The organism is Chamaesiphon minutus PCC 6605, assembly GCF_000317145.1.
In the GTDB taxonomy this organism is placed as follows: domain Bacteria; phylum Cyanobacteriota; class Cyanobacteriia; order Cyanobacteriales; family Chamaesiphonaceae; genus Chamaesiphon; species Chamaesiphon minutus.
This window is the reverse complement of record NC_019697.1, coordinates 3,816,201-3,840,925: the sequence shown is the minus strand read 5'-3', so window position 1 is coordinate 3,840,925 and position 24,725 is coordinate 3,816,201. Positions and strand designations below refer to the sequence as shown.

Sequence of the window (24,725 nt, the reverse complement as noted above, 5' to 3'; positions counted from 1 at the left end):
CATGGCAGAACCCACACTTGAAGAAGTTTTTGGCACTGGCACTACGCAAACATCCACAACCATTACGATCCTCAAAAGTAATCTCGATATTACCGCTGCAGCGGATAATCGCGCCGAATCCCTATTTGCTGGCATCGTTAAAAAAGCCAGCGGCAAACTCAGCGTAGCCAGCCGCAACGAAAATTTAGAGCAAAATATCGCCATCGAACAGGGATTCCCTAGTACCGCTTTCCGGGGGCAAACGCCTTACGACCAGCTCCAATTAAACGTCACTTTCCAAAAACTCAGCCCGGTTACCTCGATCGATCCCGATAACTACTAATGGCTAGATGTTACTGGAGAGGGATAACTAGCACGGGCAGAATCCTTGAGGTGGGACTATGGGAGCAGCCGCCCACCGTATCCGCCGCTCAATATCCCTCGTGTGTCTCTAGCGGCTACACGCGCCAATTTGGATATCCACCCCCTCTATCAACTTCTGGTATCGGTTATTCCATTTGGTGCTTGTTTAATGACGAGGAAGTGATCCAAATCGAGGCTTACGGCTGCGAGCAAGGGCCTAGTTACGATTGCGTTAATGGCGATTGCCTTGAAGCTACTGTCTATGACACCCCTGGAATTTATCAAACTCTTCAAGAATGTCAGGGCGACTGTGGCGGCGGCAATTGCCCCGAAAATTATTGCCCTCCGGGAAAAACCTGTATCGACTCGTCGAAATGGTCGCAAATCGAATCTTTAAGTGAAGCCGTGAGGGGAAAAGTGTGTGGCGGGTAATGCCGATCGAGTAATTAACAATCTGAGCCAGGCGACGGGCTGCGGTTGCGATAGCAGCCTGTCGGGTCGATTGGCTAGAGTTGAATCCAACGACGGACGGCAAGATGGCGACCTAGACCGCGTTAGAGACAGGTTAAACCCCCTCGAACAATTTATCGAAACCGTGAGGGGTTGGCTGGGTTTTAGACCCGACAGAGGCGATATAACCGAGACCGATCGGATCGCCAGACAAGCATTAGCGTTGGGTCAGCGTAACGCGGGTCAAATTGCCTACATTGAAAATCGAGTCCAGCAATTTGAACGTGTCATCCCGATTATTTCTCGCACGGCAGATGAAGCACTAGCTCGCGCTAACGACGCTGACGCTCGCGCTCGTGCGGCACAAGCTCGCGCTGAAAGTGCGTACCAGCTCGCCCAACGCGCGGCTGATGTAGCGTTAAGGCTGGCAAGAGAACTCGAAGATGCCGAAATCCAGATCCGATCGCTTCAAGATAGAGTCTCGCGGTTAGAGTCTAGGGGAGGAAACGATAGCGAACTTGAAAATCGCGTTAGATCTCTTGAAAATTGGCGAATTGGAACTGTTGCGGCAATTGCATTCTTGCAATATCAGATTTTAAATCTCGGATCGCGAGTCGGACCGCCGGGGCCACAAGGTATTCCCGGCACTCCCGGAGCCGCTGGCGCACCTGGCGCACCTGGAGCGGCTGGCGCACCGGGTATAAATGGCACAAATGGTTTAAATGGGGCACCTGGAGCGACGGGAGCCACAGGCGCGACGGGAGCCACAGGCGCGACGGGTCTACCTGGAGCGCAAGGAGCCAGAGGCGCAACTGGAGCGACTGGCGCGACGGGTCTACCTGGAGCGCAAGGAGCGCGAGGCGTTGATGGATTTAATGGGTTAAACGGCACCCCCGGCAGAAACGGGTTAAATGGTGCCCAAGGAGCCACAGGAGCCACAGGAGCCACAGGAGCCACAGGAGCAACGGGCGCAACAGGAGCAACAGGCGCAACGGGCGCAACGGGCGCAACAGGAGCAACAGGAGCAACAGGCGCACCTGGAGTGACTGGAGCGACTGGGGCGACGGGGGCAACAGGCGCACCTGGAGTGACTGGAGCGACTGGGGCGACGGGGGCAACAGGCGCACCTGGAACCGCTGGCGCAACGGGTGCGCGAGGAGAACCTGGATTACGCGGAGCTAATGGAGCAGACGCCGAAGTGAAATATACAACAATCTCAGTTGAAAAATTCGATAAATGTGGAGCCGATGGCAAGCCAATTTTTAGAAATGAAGCAATTCAAGTAATTAAAGGAACCGAAAATCAAGAGGCTCAAAAATCATCGCAACTATCTAAAATCGCCGCCCAGCAATGTAACGACTGCAATTGCGTCGCTACCGTTCCCGAATGGTGGCAATTGCGACCGGAAGCCAATAGACCGCAGCTAATCTACGTGTTTCAAGAAAAGAAAACAGACGGCACGCTCGGCAACTCGACTTATCCGATTACCATCCCGCATCCTAACACTGCCAATCGAACAGCAGCGGTTAAGTTAATCGACTATACAAAAGGCAATTTTGAGGGGATTCTCACGCTTAAAGATAACTCAAAAGTCATCGTGCATTGCAAGAGCGTCGCGGAGTGCGATCGACTGTTCGAGGCGATTAGGGCGATTATCGATCCCGCATATCTAGACGGATCGACGCAAAAAGTCGGCCAGCGTAAGGGCACGACCGGATTTCTAATGCGCGAAGTTACAGCTACCAAGGCAGTGTATTACCAATCCGGCGTATCCAATGCCTCGAATCCGACCAAACGGTTTAAATTCTAGGCGTTGAGAATCTACCGCGAAAACCGGGGATTAAGCTATGTTATCGCGCGAGTGCAGTAGCGATACCAAAAATTCAAAAATGGCTTAAGCTGCGGTTCCAATTAGCCTGTTAGCGAGTTGTTAGTGGTGGGAAAGATGGGTAGAACAGCGAAATAATCAATCTTTACTCATTACAGAATGGCTACCAAAAAAACACTAGTATTGCACATCCTAACTGTTGGGAATCTCAAAATTGGAGTAGAGCAATCAGAATCAGATTATACAAGCGTCGGCGACATCGTTGGTATTAAAAAAGCTCCGGATAATGCCACGATCGATACATTCCAAACAGTGCGTCAGCTCCAACTTGAAGGCAAAGTTATCAGAATAAATTGTCGATTAGCCAACAAAAAAACTAATTCGATTCTTTGCGCTGTCGATAAAGTTAGCGCGGCTCGTGGTTCATTACGCGGAAAATCTATGGCAAGTTCGACGGTTAAATCAGTAACGATTCCGCGCAAACGTTCGCGCCGTTAAGATTTTTGGCTATTCTTTTTCGATTCAACCCTACTTAATATTTAGATCGATCATGGCATTACTCGAAGTTTGTAAAATCTCTATTCCTGCGACTGCTGGCGGCGGCGTTAGTACCTATTACTTCCAGACCAAGAAGAACACTTACAAGGGCGATATCTCGGCTCAAACTGGAGTAGAAAAGGCACCGGATACATTTGAAAATGATGAACCAATCATTCCGATCCATCAGCTAGTATTGAGCGGTAAATTAATGCGCTTACATGCTGAGTGCAAGAACGGCACTAAAAAGAGAATGGTTGAAATCTTGGTTCGTCGCGATAAGGTCGAGGAAGTTTTAGCCCAGCCTACAGGCTCCCTCGAAGGTAAAGCCTTTGGTACTTTTGGCACGATTAAAACCGTTCGCTCTCGCGGGATGGACAGCTACAAATAATGGCTAAAGTTTATTTGCAAAAGTCTAACCTTGCCGAATTAGAATCTCTGCGTACTAGTTTTAATAGCAATCTCAATCTTCAGACATTTAATTCAGATTTAAAAGCAGACTTGCAACTTGAATTTGAAGCATGGTTAAACGATTGGACTACTAAAGCTTATCGAGAAGGTGTAACGGCAGCAACTATTTAATTGCTTATGTCGTTATTTCCTCTAGATGGTTCGCTCGATTGGAATCTAGTTTCGCGAGAAGAGTTGACAACCAACGATCTGGGGGTAATTCCCCCCAGAATCTACACGCTTAGCAGTTCCAATATCGTAATTGGAACGGGAATTAATGTGGGTTCGCCTAACTGGAAATGGGCGGGGCGTTTGATTCAAATCGTCCCGGCCAAACCATCGACGACGGGGATATTTGCGCCAGAAATTGAGGTATCGAGAACGAGTTTATACATCGGTAGGTATCAACATTTTCGGCTGGCGGATTACTCGCCGCGTCCGTACAAAATTAGATTCGAGCCTGCTAGATGGCTTGTCGATTTAACTGTCGAAATCTGGCGTTACGACGAGACTTAAACATTGCCATGAAAATAAATCTATTGGTGGCGATCGTCTTTTGGACGATTGCGACTATTCAATCCGCGTATGCCAAAGTTATTCCGCCCTTACTACCTAAATCGATCCTTAATATGCCTGCAACTAAAGCTATCAAACTACCTGGTATCGATCGCTTGGTGTTTGTTGATGAGCCGATTTATCCCGGTTCTAACTTCACCTGGAAGGAAGCCACAAAAGGCGGCTCGCGCATTCCCGTCGATACGATGTTCGACGGCAGACTTTACAGTGCCGCAGAGATCGTCCAAAACATCATCGACTTTGCTCGCGATCTCGACGACATCCGCGCCCAATTTGGGAATCGACCGATAACGCTCAGTAGTTGGTATCGGACGCCAGCGGCCAACCGAGCGGCAAGGGGAAGGCCTAAAAGCTTGCACTTGATCGGTATGGCTGGGGACATCCGAATTTCGGGCATCAGTCCGCCTAAAGTCTACGCGCGGCTGGCTCCAACCTGGCTGGGCGGATTGGGGAATAATACCGCTTACACTCACATCGACAAACGCGACAGGCTAGGGTGGACGTCGGGACGTTGGGTTTACTAACCGTGCGTCTGGGGATTCGGTTATAATGGTTGCTGTCAGTTAGTACGATTGAAATTGTAATGTTTGGTGATTTTTTTGACAACATCGGACGATACCCAAGCTACTTTGTTACTATTGTCCTCGGTATCTTCTTTTCAGCATTTGGGTGGTTAGCTCCACTGTGGAAACGTCCCGTAACGGCAGTTGCCTTGGTGGGGTTTTTAGTGGGAACGGTGATGGTGGTAGTATTTACGCTCAGAGCAATGTTGGGACTTACTCCTGTCACCTGAGGTTTTGAGTCGGAGTTCACAGATATTTAAAATTATGACTAATACTCGTCGCGTGTCGCGTGTCGCCGAATTAATCAAGCGCGAAGTCAGTCAGATGATCCTCTTTGATATCAAAGACGATCGAGTTGGTGCTGGCATGGTCAGTGTTACCGCTGTCGATGTTGCTGGCGATCTCCAGCATACCAAGATTTTTGTCAGTATTTACGGCAGCGACGAAGTTCGTGCCGAGACGATGGAAGGACTCAAAGCTGTGACTGGATACGTCCGCAGCGAATTGGGCAAACGAGTTCGACTCAGACGCACGCCAACGGTGATCTTTGTCGAAGATAAATCATTCGATCGAGCCACCAGCGTTATATCATTAATCAATCAACTCAGTTCCAAGCGCGCTGAGTCTGTAGAATCAGCGGCAGAAACAGTTCCAGCCTCCGACGAAGAATCTATCTCCCGCAGCACTGAAAGTTCGGATATATAAATGTCTATAGTACTAACAGTCTAATCGATCGGGATCGAACAAAAATCCTGCCGATTTAGCAGGATTTTTTGGATATCTAACTAAGATGAGGCTATCTTCCATTTAGTTAAGTCGATCCATTAATACTGTCCTAAAATATACAGACAAACAAAAACTCCTGCCGATTCGGCAGGAGTTTTTGCAGATCTAACTAACTAATTTGGATAGCGTCACCGCCAGACAATTGATTAGGCAATATCATTCATAGTTAATACTGGTTCGTTCTCACGATCCAAACCTTTCTCGAAACCAGCAGCAGCAGCGCGTGCGCGTCCTGCGTGCCATAAGTGACCGATAAAGAAGAAGAAACCTAAGACGAAGTGAGAACATGCCAACCACGCACGCGGAGATACGTAGTTAAATGCGTTGATTTCAGTGATGACTCCACCAACTGAGTTCAAGGAACCCAGAGGAGCGTGAGTCATGTACTCAGCAGCACGACGTGCTTGCCAAGGTTGAATATCATTCTTAACCTTGCTTAAGTCCAAACCGTTAGGGCCGCGTAGTGGCTCCAACCAAGGACCTTGGAAGTCCCAGAAGCGCATGGTTTCACCACCGAAGATGATTTCGCCCGAAGGAGAGCGCATCAGGTATTTACCCAAACCAGTAGGCCCTTGAGCGGTTGCGATATTTGCACCCAGACGTTGGTCGCGAATGAGGAAGGTTAATGCTTGTGCTTGAGAAGCTTCAGGGCCAGTAGGACCGAAGAATTCACTAGGATAAACAGTATTGTTATACCAAACCATGATCGACGCTACAAACGCCATCAAGGAGACTGCTGCTAAACTGTAGGATAGGTAAGCTTCACCAGACCAGATCAGTGCGCGACGCGCCCAACCGAAAGGCTTGGTTAAGATATGCCAGATTCCGCCAGAAATGCAGATCAAGCCAACCCAGATGTGTCCGCCGACAACATCTTCTAAGTTATTAACACTGATAATCCAACCTTCGCCACCGAAGGGAGCTTTCAGTAGGTAACCAAAGATAATTGCTGGGTTGAGTGTCGGATTGGTTACGAGGCGAACATCACCGCCACCTGGTGCCCAGGTATCATACAAACCACCAACAAACATGGCTTTGATTACTAACAGTAATGCACCAATTCCGAGGATTACCAAGTGGAAACCTAGAATCGAAGTCATTTTATCCTTGTCTCTCCAGTCGTAACCGAAGAAAGAAGAATACTGTTCTAGTGTGTCGGGGCCGCGCAATGCGTGGTACAAACCACCCACACCCAGTACCGCCGAAGAAATCAGGTGCAATACACCAACGACGAAGTAAGGAAAAGTATCTACTACTTCACCACCAGGGCCAACACCCCAGCCTTGAGCAGCCAAGTGAGAAAGCAAAATGATGCCTTGCTCGTACATTGGCTTTTCGGGCACGAAGTGAGCTACCTCAAACAGGCACATAGCTCCAGCCCAGAACACAATCAAACCAGCGTGAGCGACATGTGCGCCCAACAGCTTCCCAGACAGATTGATCAGACGTGCGTTACCAGACCACCAGGCGAACCCGGTTGAATCTTGATCGCGTCCGCCTGTCATCATTGTAGTATTAAAGGGCGTTTCCACTCTTGCAGTACCTCGATCGATGAACTAAAAATAAAATACGGATTATAAAAAACCGGAAGATAAATAGATTGTACATTTATCTTCCGACGTTTCAAAGTTTTAGAGTGCGTTACCACGAGGTAGAACTTCTTCAGGGAAGATGAACTGCTCGTGAGGTTGGTCTTGAGGAGCCATCCACGCACGGATACCTTCATTGAGCAGAATGTTCTTGGTGTAGAACGTTTCAAACTCAGGATCTTCAGCCGCTCTCAATTCTTGAGATACGAAGTCGTAAGCGCGGAGGTTTAGAGCCAAACCGACAATACCAACAGAGCTAAACCACAATCCAGCTACAGGAACGAATAGCATGAAGAAGTGCAACCAACGTTTGTTGGAGAATGCAACTCCGAAGATCTGCGACCAGAAACGGTTAGCAGTTACCATCGAGTAAGTTTCTTCAGCTTGAGTAGGGTCGAATGCGCGGAAAGTGTTCGCATTGTCACTGTCTTCAAACAAGGTGTTTTCTACAGTCGCACCGTGAATCGCACACAGTAGCGCACCGCCGAGAATACCAGCAACACCCATCATGTGGAAGGGGTTGAGCGTCCAGTTATGGAAGCCTTGGAGGAATAAGATAAAACGGAAGATTGCAGCTACACCAAAAGAAGGTGCGAAGAACCAGCCAGATTGACCCAATGGATAAATCAAGAATACGCTGACGAATACAGCGATAGGGCCGGAGAAAGCGAGCGCGTTGTAAGGACGAATCCCAACTAGACGAGCGATTTCAAACTGACGGAGCATAAAGCCGATCAGACCGAAAGCACCGTGAAGAGCGATAAAGTTCCATAAGCCGCCAAGTTGGAACCAGCGAGTTAAGTCACCTTGCGCTTCGGGTCCCCAGAGTAACATGAGGGAATGTCCCACACTGTTAGGAGGAGTGGATACAGCAGCAGTTAGGAAGTTGCAACCTTCGAGGTAGCTAGAAGCCAAACCGTGACTGTACCAAGAAGTAACGAATGTAGTGCCAGTCATCCAGCCGCCGAGGGCCATGAAAGCACAGGGGAATAGTAAGATACCAGACCAGCCGACGAATACGAACCGATCTTTTTTTAGCCAGTCGTCTAAGACATCAAAGAAGCCTCTTTCGACTTGCTGGTTGCCAACTGCAATGGTCATGGTGCAGTAAAACTCCAGATATTATAAGGACAATGTTGTACGCGATCGAGATGATGCACTTAGGATACATCTCAAACATGTATGGACTTAGCTGATTTATTAAACCAGTTTACGTTTCTTTACTAAGTCTAATAGAATTGTGTCGAAATGGGCAGGATCTTAAGCTTTTATTCGACAAAATTTAATAATTTGATGCAAAACAGCCCTAAACTCTCATCATTATCGCCATTTGTAGGTAAAAATACTTACGAATATTCCGATCGCCTGCTTGAGTTGAGGGCAGACATCGACAATCGCGGGGATCGACGGTTCTAACCAAGATTTTAGCAGTTCCCAGCCACTAAATTATCCCAAGCATAGACTCTGTTTAGAGAATCGGCTTACAATTAGGATTACCATCAAAATTTATCTATATTATATGTACGTCATCGAAATCCTGCTCAAAAATACGGCAATGCCCATGTCTGTACAGCGTAAGACTGCCGAGGAAGCTACTAGCGTCTATCAACAGGTTTTGGAAGCCATGAAAGCGGGCAATCCCTCTTTGCTGGAGTTAACGTGCGATCGGCAGCCCGAAAAGAAAATTGCGGTAGCTACCGATTCGATCGTCGCTGCCCAAATGTACGAAAAATCTGGTGCGGCTGCCTCCGGCAAAACTCCTGGTTTCGTGGCTTTTGCCGGATCTTGAGCCTCGATCGATCGACTATAAACTCAATGGATAAAGGCGATCGGCTAGAACTGGTAATATTTTACTAGGGCAGCAGCCTCCCAAATTCACATCTTCAGCCCCGCCCCGATATGACTGAATCTACCCCATTGCCAGCAATCGAGGTTAAGGATCTATCCTTTGCCTGGAAATCTGGTAAAACCGTGCTCGATCGTTGTTCGCTATCAGTACCGCGCGGCCAGTTTTGGATGCTTTTGGGTACTAATGGCAGCGGTAAATCAACCTTATTGAGGTTAATCGCCGGATTATTGACACCTCAAGTTGGTACGATCGATATTCATGGCGGGTTGGGAATTGTCTTTCAAAATCCCGATACTCAGCTAGTCATGCCGACTGTCGGTGCGGATGTTGCCTTTGGGTTGGTTTCCGAACGTTTGACTCCCAGTCAAGTCCGTCATCGCGTCACCGAAGCCCTCCGTGCGGTTAACTTAGTCGATCTGATTCGTCGCCCTACTTATGCCCTCAGCGGCGGACAGAAGCAGCGTGTCGCCATTGCTGGTGCGATCGCCAGACAAATCGAGGTAATTTTATTTGACGAGCCGACAGCCCTATTAGACCCCGATGCCCAACTCGATCTGGTCGCCCAAGTCCAGGAACTCGTCAGAAGTCGCGGCTTAACAGCACTCTGGGTGACACATCGGCTCGAAGAACTAGACTATTGCGATGGCGCATTTTTGATCGAACAAGGTAAAGTAGTCGATCGTGGCGACCCAGAACCGATGAGACAGCGGTTGATGCAGGAGGCTACATTAGTTGATATTTGAGCGCGGGGGAAACAAGGAGACGGGGAGACAAGGAGACTGGGAAACAAAGCTACGAAAATATTCCCATCCAAAATCCTGTCTTGTCTTGACTCGCTCGATCTGGAGGAACCCTCCGAGCGCGAGCCGCAAAATCCATCCACTCATCCACCCCCACCCCCTATCCACTTAGCCCACAAGTTGTTAATATAAGAGGAGTTAATATAAAAATTTATTAAGAAAGTTGCGATCTAAACCATGCCTCCCTCACGAAAACAAGCTGTGTTGCTCGTTGATGGCTACAACGTGATTGGAGCCTGGACGGATTTACACGATCGACACACCAAACACAATCCGCTCCAGTCGGGATCTCAAGCTGACTTAGAGGCCGCGCGTGCCAAACTAGTCGAAGCATTGATTAATTACAGTGCCTTTGAAGACTACGAGACGAAGGTGGTATTTGATGCCTACAGTAGGGACGCTCCCGCCTATTGTGAGACGATTACCCCAAATCTCTCGATCCACTATACTGATTTCCTCGAAACAGCCGATACTTACATCGAGAAATTTTGTGCCGCCTTTCGCCACGATTTGCAATACTCAGCCTCTAGATTGATTGTAGCGACATCCGATCGCGCTCAACAACTCACTGCGATCGGATTTGGCGCAGAATGGATATCGTCTCTACAATTGATATCCAACGTCGATTTTAGTGCGACCCGCTCGAAACGACGGCATAGACCTCAAAAGCAATCTTCTGGACGATTTTTATTTAACTCCCTCGATCCCAAAGCCCAAGCTCGGCTCTCTGCACTCCGACATGGCTTACCTCTCGATGATACTTGAATGCCATCGCTGGCGATCCCCAACCAATTTAATTATGCCCCCACAGGGCAAATCATAAGCCAGCCACTGCGAATCACCAGTCAGAGCCGCTGCAATCCCTATTACAGAACCCTTGTGCGCGATTGCTAATTGATGTTGGCAATTGTGTTGAATGAGTTTGTGTGCTATACTAGCCAAACGTGCATCTAGTTCCGCGATCGTTTCAGGGTAGCAAGGCAAAACTAGAGATTTATAAGTAGTATCAATATTTGGGTAATTTTGCAGTAGTTCGTCAACCGGAGTAGTCTCTGGCAAGCCCACAGTCCAATCTTGGCACAACCATTCACACAAACCCCATTCTAATCTTATTGGTAAATTCCGCTCTCTTGCTAACGGAGCCGCCGTTTGAATCGTCCGTAGGAAAGGAGAAGTCCAGATTCGGTCGATCGGTATTTTAGCAAACGCCGTAATAAGAAAATTAGCTCGATGGCATCCCTCTTCTGACAGTGGCGGATCGTAAGGATAAGCGGCATCATTAAACCAATCCGGCTCGATAAAGTCCAATCGATGTGCGTGACGAACCAACCAAAGTGTCTGCATTAAATTTTATATATCCCTAGGATGTGTTGTAGATCGCCGTCTTGTAAATAAATCTTAACTATGATGAGAGTGAGAACATATCAATTAGTGAGGTTATTCACCCATTTGGTGGTGTAAACACCGATCTGTCACACCAACCTTACGCGTGGAGTCCTTGCCCTCGGCCAATTGGCTGATGATTAAAAAAGTTAGACAGCTCATGTGTAGAAATGTTAAGATTATTAAAACTAAAGTATAAGCAAGCTTGAGATCCAAGTGCAACTGATTTCTAAATAATGCAACAGCTATCGATACCTACAAAGTTAGATAGCAGCGCGCTCCCTACGACCGCGATCGGTGTTGCGACCTGGCAACAAGCTCGTATCGACGCGTTGATACAAATATTTGGATCGAAACGCGAACGCAATTTTGCACCTAAATTATCCCTACATTTTAGCCAGAGTCATGAAAACTGCTCAAGCATCAACCGATACTGTCCGTACCTACCTTCGTGAAATTGGGCGCGTGCCCCTGCTCACTCACGAGCAGGAAATCCTGTATGGTAAGCAGGTACAGCAGTTGGTTAGCCTGGTGGCGGTCAAGAATACTCTTATGGAAGAATTTGGCCGCGAGCCAAGTTTAACTGAATGGGCAACTGCTGCCAATATTGACGAACTCCAACTGCAAAAAACGATCTCTGCTGGGGAAAATGCCAAACGCCGGATGGTGGAGGCCAATCTCCGACTGGTAGTATCGGTGGCCAAAAAATACATCAAGCGGAACATCGACCTTTTAGACTTGATTCAAGAAGGGACGATTGGAATGCAGCGTGGCGTAGAAAAATTCGATCCTAGTAAGGGCTATCGGTTTTCGACCTATGCTTACTGGTGGATTCGCCAAGCGATTACCCGCGCCATTGCGGAAAAAGCCCGAGCGATTCGGTTACCGATTCACATCACCGAAAAACTGAATAAGATCAAAAAAGCTCAACGCTCTCTGGCTCAACAGTTCGGACGTGCGGCGACAATTAACGAGCTAGCCGCCGAGTTAGAATTATCTTCCAAACAAGTGCGGGAGTACCTAGAGCGCGCGCGTCAACCACTATCGCTCGACCTACGGGTGGGTGACAATCAAGACACCGAATTGGGCGATTTACTCGAAGATCCGGGCATCTCGCCAGAGGAATACGTTACCAACTCATCGCTCCAAGTAGACTTAGAGCGAATGATGTCGGAGCTAACACCCCAACAACAACAGGTACTCACCCTCCGCTTTGGCTTGAAAGATACTCAACCATTAACTCTCGCCAAAATAGGCGATTTACTCAATATCAGCCGCGAACGAGTGCGTCAAATCGAACGTGAAGCGATTGCCAAGCTCCGCAAGCGCAAAGCCGATATCGGCGAGTATTTAGCCTCATAATTAGATTTTTTAGATTTTAAAGTCCGCTACGGCGGGCTTTTTTTTGAAAAATAATCGCAAAGATACAGCCAGAACCCCGACGGCTCGGACAAGTCGGGGTTCTGAATATTACCCTCAACTAACTGGAAATTGTGAATTCAACACTGCCCTACAAACGAATTGGCGTCGCGATAATCTGGGATCGAGTCGGGCAAATATTAATTGATAAGCGCAAAGCTGGTGGCTCGATGGGCGGACTGTGGGAATTTCCGGGTGGTAAAATCGAAGCAGGCGAAACGGTGGCTGAGTGTATCGTGCGTGAAATTCGCGAGGAGTTGGGGATCGAGATTAGGGTCGGCGAACATCTGATTTCGATCGACCATACTTACCCAAATTTCCAACTGACACTAATCGTCCACCATTGCCATCATATCAGCGGCACTCCGCAACCGATCGAGTCTGATGAAATCCGCTGGGTAAGTGTCAGCGAGTTAGACAATTATCGGTTTCCCGCAGCTAATGTGGAGATTATTAATGCAGTTCGCGCGATTTGACTTTAATTGGAGAATCACCATCCCGACATCAGCTTGAGCGAGTGCAGGGGCATCATTAATGCCATCGCCAACCATTGCCACAACCTGTTGCTCTCGTACCTGCAAAGTCTTAATCGTCTGGGCTTTTCGATCGGGGCAGACTTGGGCTAAAATTTTGGTAATCCTGACTCGATCGGCAACTGATTACCCGATCGTAATTTCTCTGTCTGCAATTGTGCCATCGATCGGGGCGGTAATCGTTAGCTTAATCGATACTTCTCGATTAAGCTAACGATTACTTATCCACCCCTTCATCCTCATTTCCAAACACTTCTGGAATCCTTAATAGTCACACTGTATCTATGCAAAAGTGAAGTTTTTAGTCTAGGCTCAATCCTTCCGTTTTAACTGGGTACAATCGAAACAATACGGCACTGGGGATAAAGTTATGGCGGCAGAACTAGCCATTCGGACAGAGTATTTGACCAAGCAATTCGATCGACACATTGCCGTAAATGGCGTAGAATTGACCGTGGCGGCTGGTGAAGTGTATGGTTTGATCGGCCCTAACGGGGCGGGTAAGACGACGTTGATGCGGATGCTAGCCACCGCTGAGGAGCCAACACTCGGCGAGATCTATATTAATGGCGAACGGTTGCTGCGCGATCGCAGTAATGCCAATCTCAAGCGGTTATTGGGGTATCTTCCCGATGATTTTCCCTTGTATGATGACCTGACGGTTTGGGACTATCTCGACTATTTTGCCAGATTATATAAATTAAATGGCGATCGACGTCAGCGACGGTTGTACGATGTGTTGGAATTAGTACAACTAAGTACTAAGCGCAACAGTAAAATTGCGACGCTATCGCGTGGAATGAAACAGCGATTGAGTCTGGCGCGGACGATTATTCACGAACCGATTTTACTACTTTTAGACGAGCCTGTATCGGGATTAGATCCGATCGCGCGGATGCAGTTTCGGCAGATTATCAAGACGCTGCAAGAAGCCGGGATGACAATTTTAATTTCTTCGCACGTCTTGAGTGACTTAGCCGAACTCTGCACGTCGGTTGGCATTATGGAGTTGGGATTCTTGGTAGAAAGTTGTCGGCTTCAGGACTTGTACCAACGATTGAGTCGTCAGCAAATTCTGATTAGTACGTTAGGCGATGCCGAAATTCTCAAGCGGGAGCTAAAAACTAATTCTTTAGTTGCCGATATTGAAATTTTGGCAGGTACGAATCAAGTCAGAGTCGGATTTTCGGGGACGGAAGAGGATGCCGCCGAACTATTGAGATCGCTCATTCACGCACAGTTGCCGATTACTAATTTTCAATGTACTCAGGAAGATTTGGAAACTATTTTCTTGAAATTAGGACATCAACAAGCATCTTAAATTAATGAATAGTCGATAGTAGGGTAATGTGAGTGATGCTAGATAAATATATCGATCGAATTGGGGAATGGAATCCACAATTATTTAGAGAGTTGAAGAGTCGGCTGACTGGTAATGCGGCGATCGCGGTCGTGGCGATCTCAATTGGACTGCAAGCGATCGCGATCGGAGCGGCGATGAGTAGCAGTACGGAAATAAAAACCCAAATTTGGATGAATTTTTTTGCTACGATTAGTTGGCTGATTCCGATGGGTTTAATTTTAGGTAGCGTTTATACGCTGATTGCCGATATCGATCGAGAAGAAAAACGCGGTACCTTAAATTTTATCCGACTCACGCCTCAATCGGCGCGTAGTATTCTCATTGGTAAAATGCTAGGCGTACCGAGTTTAATTTACTTGGGAGTATTACTCGCAATCCCACTGCACTTAGTTGTAGGATTATTAGCAGGAATCGGCTTGCCAATGATACTGGTTTGGTATTGTACGATCGGTGCGACTATCTATTTATGTTCGAGTTTGGCAATATTATACAGCTTATATGGCGGTAAATATCCGATCGTGTTTACGCTGCTATTCGCACTGCCTATTAATACAATTGTCAGTCTTTATAACTACTATTTAAATGCAGCAGCTACCAGACAATGGTGGACGATTGAGTCATCCTTTCGCTGGTATTGGTTGCCGATTATTAATAAATTTTATATTTGTAACGCTCTAATTATTACTACGATTTTAGCGATTAGTTATTGGTTGTGGGTGACGATCGATCGCGAGTATATCAATCCCACTAGTACTGCTTTTAAAAAAGAGCACAGCTACTGGATGAATATTCAATTTCAGTTTTGGTTGCTGGGTTTTGGCTTGCCGATACTCAACTATGAGACTATCGATAATTCGAGCCAAAATTTTTATATTTTAGCAACCTTTTATAGTATCGGTACGATTGGGGTCTATTGTCTGATTCCTCAAATCTTGCCAAGTAAACTGAGTATGCAAGAGTGGAGTCGTTATCGACGCGATCGAGTTACCCACAAGGATCGTCAGTGGTGGCAACAAGAACTAGTTCGAGATCTAGTGTGGCATGATGCTAGTCCGATCGGATTGGCAATGCTAATTAATGTGGCCATCTCCGCTCTAGTTTGGGGAACGTGTTTTGGGATATTCGTGTCAGATCGAGTATGGTTGATAAAATCTCTGTGTGGGGTAATCATCGTCAGTGTTTTGACACTAATCCATACGGGAATAATTAACTTGATTTTCCTCCGAACGAGAGCTAAAACCAGAGGGGTAATGCCGTTAATTATTTTGATGTCGGGATTACCATTATTTCTGGGATTTATCGCTACAATTACTTTAAATCATTCTAGCTTTGGACTATTGTTGTTTCTCTTCTCACCATTCGCCTGGATGGGCGTGACACAATTAGCATTACCAAACATTGGCGCGATCTTCATGGGACAACTAGGCATACTAGCTGGCATCACCAAACTGCTCCAACAGAGAATAAAGCAATTGGGGAGATCGGAGACTCAAACTCTGAGCCAGCAAAAATCCTTAATGGCGGGGACAAATAGATGAGGTGAAAATTATTCGCGATCGCTCAATTAATTATCAATAATTTCACGGAGATTTATAAATATGGTACTAGCTAAAATAGTCGATCGAGTGGGTGACTCGAACCCCCAAATATTTCGAGAACTTAAAGAACGTTTGACCATCCGCAATCTGGGGATTGCTTTGGGAGCGGCTGTAGTCATTCAAGTGTTTGTCTTGATGTATTTCAATAGTCAGCTTCCAGTACCAGACCTAACGCCAGTTGGTAAATCGGCACGCGAAATTTACAACCGTTACTGCGAAATGTTGCCTAATGGCTACAAAAGTTACGGTAGCTATTGCCGCTTAAATGGAGCTGGTGAATTTTTAATTAACTGGCAAACCTGGTGGTCTGATGTCTTTATTGCGATGAGTTGGCTTTTGCCTCTAGGTTTAATTCTTGGCTCTGTTTATACATTAGTTGCTGACTTAGTTCAAGAAGAAAAGCGGGGTACCCTCAACTTTATTCGGCTCAGTCCGCAATCAGCACGGACAATTTTTATCGGCAAAATTTTAGGCGTACCGAGCTTGATATATCTGGCGGCACTCGCCGCATTGCCATTGCATATTGTGGCAGGATACACCGCTGGTGCGAGTACTTTATTGCTGGCAAGCTGGTATGTGACGATTTCTTGCTTCTGGTTTCTAATGTCTAGTGCGGCGGTATTGTACGTTTTACTTGGTGGCGTGCAAGCGATCGTTACTGTGTTAGTTGTTGCTTATCCAGTCTGTTTGCCAATTCTAGCGGTTAATGCTTTTGCATCTGCGATCGTCAATCGGGATAGTTGGCTAGATGGGCCTACTCAGCTATCTTGGTTCGGATTGCCAATTTTCAACAATGTGATGTTATTTTATGCTTTTGGGATTGGCTGCTGTCTGGTGGCGAGCTATGGTGTCTGGCAAGCTTTAGAGCGTCGCTATCTCAATCCTACCGCTACTGCAATTAGCAAACCGCAGAGTTATCTCACCAATTTATGCTTACAAATCTGGATTGCCGGATTTGTGGTGCCATTAATTCCTCAAAGCTATTATTCCAAAGAAGGAACGATCGTGGCCTGGGCAGTTGTAGACTTTTTGGCACTATTGGTATCGATTCCCATGTTGTTACCTGGCAAGCAAGCATTGCTGGACTGGAGCCGCTATCGTCGCGAACGCGCCGCTCAAAAGAGCCGTCCATTTTGGCAACGCGACCTCTTTCAAGACTTGATGTTTAAAGATAGCAGTCCAGCAATGCTAGCGATCGCGATGAATATCGGTATGGCAATGTTACTATGGTTGCCGATCGGGATGACTGCCTTCAAAACCTCTAGTACTGGCATCCGGTTTCTCGCCGGAACCTGTTTGGCAGCTAGTCTAATTTTAATTTATGCCGCGATCGCGCATTTAGGTTTATTCCTCAAGCAAAAGAAACGCAATGTCTGGATTATCGCGATCGTAGTTACTACGATGTTTTTACCGATCGTCGGTGCTTTTGTATTATCGCCTTTCCACAATCCGAGTGGCTTTGCTGCGATTCTATTGTTATTTTCGCCCTTAGCACCTGTCGGCATCATGCAACTCGCTGGGGGCAGTATCTTAGCGACATTTGCCGCTCAGTTAGCCATCTTTGCTGGTTTAACTCGCCAATTACAACGTAAATTACAAGTTAGCGGCCAATCGCAAACCAAAGAGTTACTGGCTCATAGTAGTTAATCTTTAGGACGATTGACGCCATAAACCCAGCTTCTATACCAGAAGCTGGGTTTTTTAACTATCGGAGGGATCTTCCTCTTTTGGCTTGCTCTTAGCCTTGCGAATCAATTGCGCGATCGTGCGCGACAGCGAGAGTCCAGAGTCCGCAGCTAATTTTTCGAGCTTCTGGCGTTCGATCGGATCGAGAGAGACATTTAGGCGATTTTTTTTTGTGCTCACGGCGCAAAAGTGGTGTAACTATGGTACCTATTATTTAGATTGGAAGCAGGACGGCTAGCTAATATTAACGTTTGTAACAAAAATGATAAAAATCAGATAGGGCTTTATATAACATTGTATAACTTAACTTAATAGGTAATCGCGCTTGCTAGAAGCTAGCTTACGTGACAACTAGTGCAAAGTGATTAGCCTCTCATATTAATACGAGAGTTTTCCTAAAGTTATTAAGCTATATTACGCCACTGGCGCAACTTGAGTTTAATAAGTAGACTCGCAAAACTATTAAACGGAATAAAAGGATTTAAATATATGTTAGACGGATTTTCTAAGGTTGTCGCCCAAGCAGACGCCCAAGGTCAATACATCAGTGCCGGACAATTAGATGCACTAGCAGCAATGGTTGCTGATGGCAACAAACGGATGGATACAGTCAACCGGATCACGTCCAACTCCTCCACCATCGTCGCTAACGCAGCACGCGCGCTATTTGCCGAGCAACCCAACCTGATTGCACCAGGTGGTAACGCCTACACCAGCCGCCGCATGGCAGCTTGCTTGCGCGACATGGAAATCATCTTACGCTACGTCACTTACGCGATCTTCGCTGGCGATGCTTCCGTACTCGACGACCGTTGTTTGAATGGTTTACGCGAAACTTACCTCGCACTGGGTACTCCTGGATCTTCAGTCGCTGCTGGCGTTCAAAAAATGAAAGACGCCGCGATTGCCATTGCTGCTGACAAAAACGGCATCACCAACGGCGATTGTAGCGCGCTGATGTCTGAAGTTGCAGGTTACTTCGATCGCGCTGCCGCAGCAGTTGGTTAAACATTAATTGACACCAATTAATTGCTCCAGTTCTCCAACCATTCATTGTAAAGATTTAGAACCAGTCATGAAAACTCCATTAACCGAAGCAGTCGCCACCGCTGATTCCCAAGGTCGCTTTTTGAGCAGCACCGAATTCCAAGTAGCATTCGGTCGTTTTCGTCAAGCCGCAGCTAGCTTGGCAGCAGCTAAAGGTTTAACCGAAAAAGCGGATTCCTTAGCAAGTGGTGCAGCTAATGCTGTGTACCAAAAATTCCCTTACACCACCACCATGCAAGGGCCAAACTTTGCCGCGACCGCCACTGGTAAAGCCAAGTGCGTGCGCGACATTGGTTACTACATTCGGATGGTCACATACTGCCTAGTTGTCGGTGGTACTGGCCCGATGGATGATTACCTCCTCGGTGGTTTGGCCGAAATCAACAAAACTTTCGACTTATCCCCAAGCTGGTACATCGAAGCTCTGAAGTATGTCAAGTCCAACCACGGTTTGTCTGGCGATGCTGCTGTAGAAGCTAATTCTTACCTCGACTATGCGATTAATGCTTTGAGCTAGTCTCAAATGTCATCGACCCGAAGTCGTTTCCGTCCATCAGCAATTGCGTTGATGAGGGGAAATGACTTCGGGAATTTTTTTGTCTAGATTAAGTTGTTAGAGCCAGAGATTAGGCTGGCGATCGTTGGTAAAATGAGATTAGACCCGAACATATTCGACTGGTTTAGCAGAATTACTCTCGTTTTTTCCTCACTGTTCGGTAGGCGCGGGAAATAACTAATCATCAAACCATTTGGCAATTATGACCGAGCCTGACTTACTCAAATCCCTGCTGTTGGCAATCTCAGAAGCAGATTCATCCTCTCGGATGGTAGAGGCTGTCGAAAAATTATCTCAGGCACGGCTAGAAGCAGCCATACCAAACTTAATTGCTATTTTAGGTTACAATAACCCTGGTGCCGCAGTAGCGGCGGTAGAAGGACTGATTTCGCTCGGCAAGCCTGCGGTCGCACCTCTGTTAGAGTTGTTGGATGGATATAATTATGGAGCTAGAGCCTGGGGACTCAGAGCATTAGCAGGAATCGGCGATCCGCAAGCGATCGATTTATTATTAGATGCGGCAGCAAATGACTTTGCCTTGAGTGTCAGGCGTGCGGCGGCTAGAGGATTGGGTACCATTCATTGGGATGAATTAGCTCCAGAACAGATTGCCCCCGCCCAGAGTAAAGTTATCGAAGTATTATTGAAAGTATCTCAAGACCATGAGTGGGTGGTGCGATATGCCGCAATTACCGGACTGCAAGAATTAGCGATCGCCAGTACCATTTCTAATCCCGATCTTACCCGTCAAATCTTGATACATTTCGATCGATTGGTTGAAAGCGACGAAAATCTAGCGGTAATTGCGCGAATCTGGCTCGCTCAAAAAGAGATTAAAGAATATATTACCGAAATATTAAGCCAACAACCCGAACTAGAACCTCAGCTTGCGATCGATTGGCAACAGACATTAGAAAAGCTCTATGCACGCAAGCGGCGAGAGCAACCGCGTCCGGAAGGAGATCCATATAAGTTTCGCGATCTAGCTGCGGCAATTGTTAAAGGAGATTAAAATATCGCCCCACAGCCCCGACTTCTCGCAGAAATCGGGGGTTTAGCTTAGCTTTCTAACTAAAAAAACGCCAACCAAAATGGCTAACGTTTTTAGTTAAATAAAAGCGGGCGATTGCCTACAATTTCACGATCGGGAAATGTGGTTTTCGTTCGTAGGTATACATATCTGTAAAGTTTCGCAACTGTCCTTCGGAGAGAATAATTTCTTGAGGACGATCGAGCCAGTGCATATTGTATTCTTGAAGAGTATCACTCAATCGCGCGCGATCGAGCTCCCGTTGGCACAGCCCCTCGGAACGAGGCTCGACATTACCAAAATAAGCTAATGTCGTATGTGCCGTAAAATAATATTGCTGCTCGATGCCCAAGGAAATCAAGCTAGAATTTTGATAAATAGCCCGTCTAAAAGCGATAATGCGATCGTAACTATACTCATCTTTAGGTACTAAACTTACTTCAATCGCGCGAGGTCTGACTGTCAATCCCATAATTTGCCAACGAATGGGAGTAGTATCGACAATCGAATTTTGATAGATTTTAAAACTATCTTCAATGCGATCGACTAATTCACTCTCAAAGTCAGTATTGGCTTCAGTTGCCCCCCGATAAGCACTATCCCAAATCAGATCGGCTAGAGTGAAGTGAAAACTAGCAGGATCCACTAAAACTAATAAATCCGGTTCCAGGGTCTTGACTAGGTGTTGCTGACAGGCTGCTAGCTCTTTAAAAACTTCACTATTAGCACGATCTTCCGCTCCTGGGGGCGTGATCGCCGAATATCCCGGAAAAGGTACAGGTTCGCGAGTTCCAGCCGCTGTCAATCGAAATTTAGGCGATTCTTGAATATTTTTGATTTGAGACTCGTAGGTGGCGGGTAGGGTCATTTTTGCCACGCGGTTGAGATAAGTATGATAAGACTCGTCCACTCGCGATCGCCTCCTTGCCTTTGATATTTATTAACATTTTGGTAATGTGACTTACCTAAAAACATTTACACTATTTTTATCACCCGATCGCAATTGTCACAACTGCGGTGGAGTGAAAAGCAGGTAAAATGTGGGGTTCATTACTAAGCTTAACACCTGATTACTCTCAAAATCTTACTCAGAAACATAACTTCTAGGCATTCTTTGGTTCCTCGTCCTTGTTAGCGCGCGGCAATCGCGGCTTAAATCCACACAGAATTTCCCAAGAGATCGTCTCTACCTCATTTGCCCAGTCATCCGCGCTAATATATACGCTGCCATCTCTTCCCAAAATTGTGACGATCTCGTCTACCTGAAGATCGGGGATCTGACTGACATCTAACATTAGTCGATCCATCGTAATCGTGCCGATTTGAGGTACGAGTTGCCCTCTAACGATCGCTTGCATCCGATTCGACAATCGACGCGGGACGCCGTCTGCATAGCCGATTTCAATAACTGCTATTTGCATATCTCGATCGGCAATAAACCGATATCCGTAACTGACGCCAGTTCCCGCTGTAATTTCTTTAACTTGACTGACTCTGGCTTTGACACTCAGTACTGGCTGAAGGTCGATTTTTGACTGCAAGTGTGGTGCTGGGCACAATCCATATAAAATTAACCCCGGTCGCACTAATTGGTAATGCGATCGATCGGTCGTTAAAATGCCTGCGGAATTTGCTAAATGTAGTAAAGGCGGCGCATAGCCAGCATTCTCAATTGCCGCAATCGATCGGGCGAAACGATCGAGTTGCATGTCCATTACCGTCCGATCGATCGCATCAGCGGTGGCCAAATGCGAGTATAAGCTACCGATTTTCAAATACGGCAAACTACTCACCTCACGATAAAAAGTCTCCGCCTGCTGCCAATTTGCTCCCAATCTGGACATCCCCGTATCGAGTTTGAGATGAATATTCAGAGGTTTATCTAAATTTAATGCGGCGACAGATTTTGAGATCGTAATTGCTTGAGGAATAGTACAGATTGTGGGTTGCAGATTCCACTGGACGATCGCGCGAACTTGAATGTCAGTATGGATCGCACCCAGCAACAAAATCGGTGCGACAATTCCGGCTGCTCTAAGTTCGATCCCTTCTGGCACCGTCGCCACCGCCAACCAATCGACACCAGCAGCTACTAGAGTCCGAGCGACATCGATCGCACCATGCCCGTAAGCATCGGCTTTGACTACTGCCATCATTTGGGTATCGGGTTTGAGCAAACTTCTCACCTGACGGACATTATGCACCAGCGCAGCTCGATCGATTTCCACCCACGCCCGTTGTTGCTCCCACTCAAGATCGATCGATTTTATAACTGTTTCACTGGAAAATCTATCGTCCATAGTGCTACTAAAATTATGCCACCACCGGGCAATTTGAAGCGTTAGCCTGCGGATATTATAATGCTAATGATGATAGTAACAGTCGATAATTTGCCCTCAAGCCACTGTTTTAGTATTTGCTCTTTGTCATGCTAAATGACCGCACGATCGGCATTTTTCGCCAAGTTGCGCTATCTAAAATCCTAATCCCATCCCCCACCAAAATCCCCACCAGCATGTCCGCCGCAATTATCGTGGGTGTGTCCCAGCTCGGCCGATCCACCATAATGGTGGAGATCGTGGGTGTCTATATGCGAATGGCTACCAGCATCATGATGGTGTCCAGTCGCGTCAAAACTAAAATCTGTGTCGATTAAACTAGACGGACTAAAATCTACATTTGTACCGAACAAACAATTGCCGATTTCGCCGCGCATCGCAGCATAATTATAAGATTCACCGCTGGCGCGATGATATTCAGTAAAATCAAGCTCATTACAATACATCGCTAGTCCAAAACAATCGTAATTAGTAGTATATCCCCATTCGACAATGGTAGTTTTGACTTGAATGGGAGTATAGGTTTCTTGTTTGCCATATTTAGCCTGTAATAATCGTCCGATCCGGCGAGCGTAAACTCGGATCGCACGATATTTATGTGGTTTTTCAAACTTAGCGACGAGAGTAGATAAAGCTGTTTGGAAAATATTAGCCATAAATTCATCTGGTAAATTTGGATCGCATCGTGTCACTCGATCGCGCTGAGCAAAGTTATTTGCTGCTACAATACTGGATGTCGATCGCGGCAAAGATCGCAAAAATTAGCATCGCGAAAGGGTTACGGTTACTAATAATCAGATTGAGCGCGATCGAGAAAATTATGTACCAATAGCGTTTTCGTTAAAATTAAGGGATATTCTTCCTACTTTTCCTTAATATATGGCAACGACTATCCTGGGTAATACTGGCATTGAAGTGACACCGATCGGATTTGGCACCTGGGCTTGGGGTGATTCTCTCTTTTGGGGGTATGGTAAGGATTACGGCGAAATGGAGTTGCGGCAGGCTTTTCAAGCCGCAGTCGATCGAGGAATTACCTTTCTAGATACCGCTGAAGTGTATGGCTTGGGCAAGTCTGAAGAACTAATCGGTAAATTTGTTAAAGAAACTCACGCGACCACCCAAATTGCGACTAAATACATGCCGCTCCCATGGCGATTTCGCAAAGAAGATGTCGCCGATGCTGTTACTAACAGTCTCAAACGTCTGAAAATGCCTTCGATCGATCTCTATCAAGTCCATTTTCCGGCTCCGTCATTTTTGAGTCAAGAAGGGTTGATGGATGCACTAGCGGACGAAGTAGAGCAGGGGCGAATTAAGGCTGTCGGGGTGAGCAACTATAGTGCTCAACAACTCCGCGAAGCTCATCGGTTGCTAGCTCGGCGCGGCGTGCCTTTAGCTGTCAATCAAATGCGCTATTCGCTGATTACCCGCGAAATTGAAACGAATGGGGTACTAGCTGCCGCTCGCGAGCTGAATGTAACAATTTTAGCGTATAGTCCTCTAGCACAAGGACTATTAACAGGTAAGTATACCGCTAGCAACCCGCCTACTGGCGCGCGCAGTCTCGACAAACGCTTTCAGACGGCTGGATTGCAGAAACTGCAACCAGTCTTAACTAAGCTTACAGAACTGGGCGATAAGTATTCCAAAACTCCCGCTCAAGTGGCCCTTAATTGGTTGATGTGTCAGCCAGGTGTAATTCCGATTCCAGGGATTAAAACTGCCACTCAGGTGGAGCAAAATGCTGGTGCTGTGGGTTGGGAATTGTCCGCAGAAGAAGTAATGGAGTTGCGCTATCTGGGTTAAGATTCAATTTCTCACATCCTGTAACCGTTTAACTATAATGGTGCCTAGTTTCAACCTAGAGTACCCGTAGGTCTGGGTTTTTACTAGTCTTTGCGTATTGGGGCAAGCTGTAAGATTCCTAACATTCAGGGTAGGGGTAATGTCTTGTCTCGCTAAACCGTCGGCAAAGCCGACGAGCGCGAGCCGCTTCAT

General features: G+C 46.8%; 29 protein-coding genes and 1 pseudogene. 22 read left to right on the top strand and 8 right to left on the bottom strand.

Translation table 11 applies throughout. From position 1 onward, the window contains the following. The first annotated feature begins 1 nt into the window (after window position 1). The 10 genes from CHA6605_RS17580 (at window position 2) to rbfA (ending at window position 5,451) form a co-directional block, all read left to right on the top strand. A complete protein-coding gene (locus tag CHA6605_RS17580; RefSeq protein ID WP_015160758.1) occupies window positions 2-322 on the top strand; it encodes a hypothetical protein in 321 nt (106 codons plus the stop codon). Then, entirely contained in the window at window positions 322-774 is a 453-nt protein-coding gene (locus tag CHA6605_RS34300; protein ID WP_015160757.1) for a hypothetical protein, read from the top strand. Before CHA6605_RS17580 ends, CHA6605_RS34300 begins: the two co-directional genes overlap by 1 nt. Beyond that, window positions 764-2,602 (top strand): collagen-like triple helix repeat-containing protein, encoded by a 1,839-nt coding sequence (locus CHA6605_RS33060; protein WP_015160756.1) that lies wholly within the window; start codon window positions 764-766, stop codon window positions 2,600-2,602. Before CHA6605_RS34300 ends, CHA6605_RS33060 begins: the two co-directional genes overlap by 11 nt. Window positions 2,603-2,779: 177 nt before the next feature. Next, window positions 2,780-3,118, top strand: coding sequence for a hypothetical protein (locus tag CHA6605_RS17570; protein WP_015160755.1), 339 nt, complete (start codon window positions 2,780-2,782; stop codon window positions 3,116-3,118). Between the two features lie 52 nt (window positions 3,119-3,170). Further along, window positions 3,171-3,548 carry a hypothetical protein gene (locus CHA6605_RS17565; RefSeq protein WP_015160754.1) on the top strand — a complete coding sequence of 126 codons (378 nt, stop codon included), beginning with the start codon at window positions 3,171-3,173 and terminating at the stop codon, window positions 3,546-3,548. Next, complete coding sequence (locus tag CHA6605_RS17560; protein WP_015160753.1) at window positions 3,548-3,739, top strand: hypothetical protein; 192 nt, start codon at window positions 3,548-3,550, stop codon at window positions 3,737-3,739. The genes CHA6605_RS17565 and CHA6605_RS17560 overlap by 1 nt, the downstream gene beginning before the upstream one ends. Window positions 3,740-3,745: 6 nt before the next feature. After that, entirely contained in the window at window positions 3,746-4,123 is a 378-nt protein-coding gene (locus CHA6605_RS17555; RefSeq protein ID WP_015160752.1) for a hypothetical protein, read from the top strand. An 8-nt stretch (window positions 4,124-4,131) separates the two neighbouring features. After that, entirely contained in the window at window positions 4,132-4,707 is a 576-nt protein-coding gene (locus CHA6605_RS17550) for a D-Ala-D-Ala carboxypeptidase family metallohydrolase (protein ID WP_051038920.1), read from the top strand. Between the two features lie 59 nt (window positions 4,708-4,766). Beyond that, a complete protein-coding gene (locus tag CHA6605_RS17545) occupies window positions 4,767-4,976 on the top strand; it encodes a DUF751 family protein (protein ID WP_015160750.1) in 210 nt (69 codons plus the stop codon). A 34-nt stretch (window positions 4,977-5,010) separates the two neighbouring features. After that, on the top strand, window positions 5,011-5,451 hold the full coding sequence (rbfA, locus tag CHA6605_RS17540) for a 30S ribosome-binding factor RbfA (RefSeq protein ID WP_015160749.1): 441 nt from the start codon (window positions 5,011-5,013) through the stop codon (window positions 5,449-5,451). Between the two features lie 227 nt (window positions 5,452-5,678). Here rbfA and psbC read toward each other — a convergent pair whose 3' ends face one another. Together psbC and psbD are read right to left on the bottom strand one after the other, a co-directional pair. Beyond that, on the bottom strand, window positions 5,679-7,040 hold the full coding sequence (psbC, locus tag CHA6605_RS17535; RefSeq protein WP_086936332.1) for a photosystem II reaction center protein CP43: 1,362 nt from the start codon (window positions 7,038-7,040) through the stop codon (window positions 5,679-5,681). A 123-nt stretch (window positions 7,041-7,163) separates the two neighbouring features. After that, window positions 7,164-8,222 carry a photosystem II D2 protein (photosystem q(a) protein) gene (psbD, locus tag CHA6605_RS17530; protein WP_015160747.1) on the bottom strand — a complete coding sequence of 353 codons (1,059 nt, stop codon included), beginning with the start codon at window positions 8,220-8,222 and terminating at the stop codon, window positions 7,164-7,166. Between the two features lie 418 nt (window positions 8,223-8,640). Here psbD and CHA6605_RS17525 point away from each other — a divergent pair, with 418 nt between their 5' ends. The 3 genes from CHA6605_RS17525 to CHA6605_RS17515 all read left to right on the top strand — a co-directional run bounded on the left by CHA6605_RS17525 (window position 8,641) and on the right by CHA6605_RS17515 (window position 10,535). Then, entirely contained in the window at window positions 8,641-8,910 is a 270-nt protein-coding gene (locus CHA6605_RS17525) for a UPF0367 protein family (RefSeq protein WP_015160746.1), read from the top strand. A gap of 110 nt (window positions 8,911-9,020) precedes the next feature. Then, window positions 9,021-9,713: an energy-coupling factor ABC transporter ATP-binding protein gene (locus tag CHA6605_RS17520; protein WP_015160745.1), complete on the top strand. Its 693-nt coding sequence runs from the start codon at window positions 9,021-9,023 to the stop codon at window positions 9,711-9,713. Between the two features lie 234 nt (window positions 9,714-9,947). After that, window positions 9,948-10,535: an NYN domain-containing protein gene (locus CHA6605_RS17515; protein ID WP_015160744.1), complete on the top strand. Its 588-nt coding sequence runs from the start codon at window positions 9,948-9,950 to the stop codon at window positions 10,533-10,535. Here CHA6605_RS17515 and CHA6605_RS17510 read toward each other — a convergent pair. Beyond that, entirely contained in the window at window positions 10,515-11,114 is a 600-nt protein-coding gene (locus CHA6605_RS17510) for a histidine phosphatase family protein (protein ID WP_015160743.1), read from the bottom strand. The two genes, CHA6605_RS17515 and CHA6605_RS17510, sit on opposite strands and share 21 nt — an antisense overlap. A 444-nt stretch (window positions 11,115-11,558) precedes the next feature. Between CHA6605_RS17510 and CHA6605_RS17505 the strand changes: the two genes are divergently transcribed. Together CHA6605_RS17505 and mutT are read left to right on the top strand one after the other, a co-directional pair. Further along, complete coding sequence (locus CHA6605_RS17505) at window positions 11,559-12,515, top strand: RNA polymerase sigma factor, RpoD/SigA family (protein WP_015160742.1); 957 nt, start codon at window positions 11,559-11,561, stop codon at window positions 12,513-12,515. 131 nt (window positions 12,516-12,646) lie between these two features. After that, window positions 12,647-13,048 (top strand): 8-oxo-dGTP diphosphatase MutT, encoded by a 402-nt coding sequence (gene mutT, locus CHA6605_RS17500; RefSeq protein ID WP_015160741.1) that lies wholly within the window; start codon window positions 12,647-12,649, stop codon window positions 13,046-13,048. Window positions 13,049-13,060: 12 nt separating this feature from the next. On the opposite strand, the pseudogene CHA6605_RS37335 reads toward mutT, so the two are convergent. Then, window positions 13,061-13,231, bottom strand: a pseudogene (locus tag CHA6605_RS37335) (HAD family hydrolase); the annotation flags it as partial. A 244-nt stretch (window positions 13,232-13,475) separates the two neighbouring features. Between CHA6605_RS37335 and CHA6605_RS17490 the strand changes: the two are divergent. The 3 genes from CHA6605_RS17490 to CHA6605_RS17480 are packed head-to-tail and all read left to right on the top strand — an operon-like array spanning window position 13,476 to window position 17,713. Beyond that, a complete protein-coding gene (locus CHA6605_RS17490; protein WP_015160740.1) occupies window positions 13,476-14,426 on the top strand; it encodes an ABC transporter ATP-binding protein in 951 nt (316 codons plus the stop codon). A 35-nt stretch (window positions 14,427-14,461) separates the two neighbouring features. Continuing rightward, window positions 14,462-16,006 (top strand): hypothetical protein, encoded by a 1,545-nt coding sequence (locus CHA6605_RS17485; RefSeq protein ID WP_015160739.1) that lies wholly within the window; start codon window positions 14,462-14,464, stop codon window positions 16,004-16,006. 60 nt (window positions 16,007-16,066) lie between these two features. Then, window positions 16,067-17,713 (top strand): hypothetical protein, encoded by a 1,647-nt coding sequence (locus CHA6605_RS17480; protein ID WP_015160738.1) that lies wholly within the window; start codon window positions 16,067-16,069, stop codon window positions 17,711-17,713. 54 nt (window positions 17,714-17,767) lie between these two features. Here the strand turns inward: CHA6605_RS17480 and CHA6605_RS34290 are convergent, their stop codons facing one another. Beyond that, entirely contained in the window at window positions 17,768-17,932 is a 165-nt protein-coding gene (locus CHA6605_RS34290) for a ribbon-helix-helix protein, CopG family (RefSeq protein WP_157260024.1), read from the bottom strand. 309 nt (window positions 17,933-18,241) lie between these two features. Here CHA6605_RS34290 and CHA6605_RS17475 point away from each other — a divergent pair, with 309 nt between their 5' ends. The 3 genes from CHA6605_RS17475 to CHA6605_RS17465 all read left to right on the top strand — a co-directional run bounded on the left by CHA6605_RS17475 (window position 18,242) and on the right by CHA6605_RS17465 (window position 20,367). Beyond that, window positions 18,242-18,760 (top strand): phycocyanin subunit beta, encoded by a 519-nt coding sequence (locus CHA6605_RS17475; protein WP_015158682.1) that lies wholly within the window; start codon window positions 18,242-18,244, stop codon window positions 18,758-18,760. Between the two features lie 67 nt (window positions 18,761-18,827). Next, a complete protein-coding gene (cpcA, locus tag CHA6605_RS17470; RefSeq protein WP_015160737.1) occupies window positions 18,828-19,316 on the top strand; it encodes a phycocyanin subunit alpha in 489 nt (162 codons plus the stop codon). Window positions 19,317-19,557: 241 nt separating this feature from the next. Continuing rightward, window positions 19,558-20,367, top strand: coding sequence for a HEAT repeat domain-containing protein (locus tag CHA6605_RS17465; RefSeq protein ID WP_015160736.1), 810 nt, complete (start codon window positions 19,558-19,560; stop codon window positions 20,365-20,367). A gap of 118 nt (window positions 20,368-20,485) precedes the next feature. On the opposite strand, the gene CHA6605_RS17460 is transcribed toward CHA6605_RS17465, so the two are convergent. The 3 genes from CHA6605_RS17460 to CHA6605_RS17450 form a co-directional block, all read right to left on the bottom strand. Beyond that, complete coding sequence (locus CHA6605_RS17460; RefSeq protein WP_015160735.1) at window positions 20,486-21,295, bottom strand: hypothetical protein; 810 nt, start codon at window positions 21,293-21,295, stop codon at window positions 20,486-20,488. A gap of 193 nt (window positions 21,296-21,488) precedes the next feature. Continuing rightward, complete coding sequence (gene alr, locus CHA6605_RS17455; protein WP_015160734.1) at window positions 21,489-22,685, bottom strand: alanine racemase; 1,197 nt, start codon at window positions 22,683-22,685, stop codon at window positions 21,489-21,491. Between the two features lie 182 nt (window positions 22,686-22,867). After that, window positions 22,868-23,482 (bottom strand): DUF6559 family protein, encoded by a 615-nt coding sequence (locus CHA6605_RS17450; RefSeq protein ID WP_157260023.1) that lies wholly within the window; start codon window positions 23,480-23,482, stop codon window positions 22,868-22,870. Between the two features lie 121 nt (window positions 23,483-23,603). On the opposite strand from CHA6605_RS17450, the gene CHA6605_RS17445 reads away from it, so the two are divergent. Then, a complete protein-coding gene (locus CHA6605_RS17445; RefSeq protein WP_015160732.1) occupies window positions 23,604-24,533 on the top strand; it encodes an aldo/keto reductase in 930 nt (309 codons plus the stop codon). Window positions 24,534-24,725: the final 192 nt, after the last annotated feature.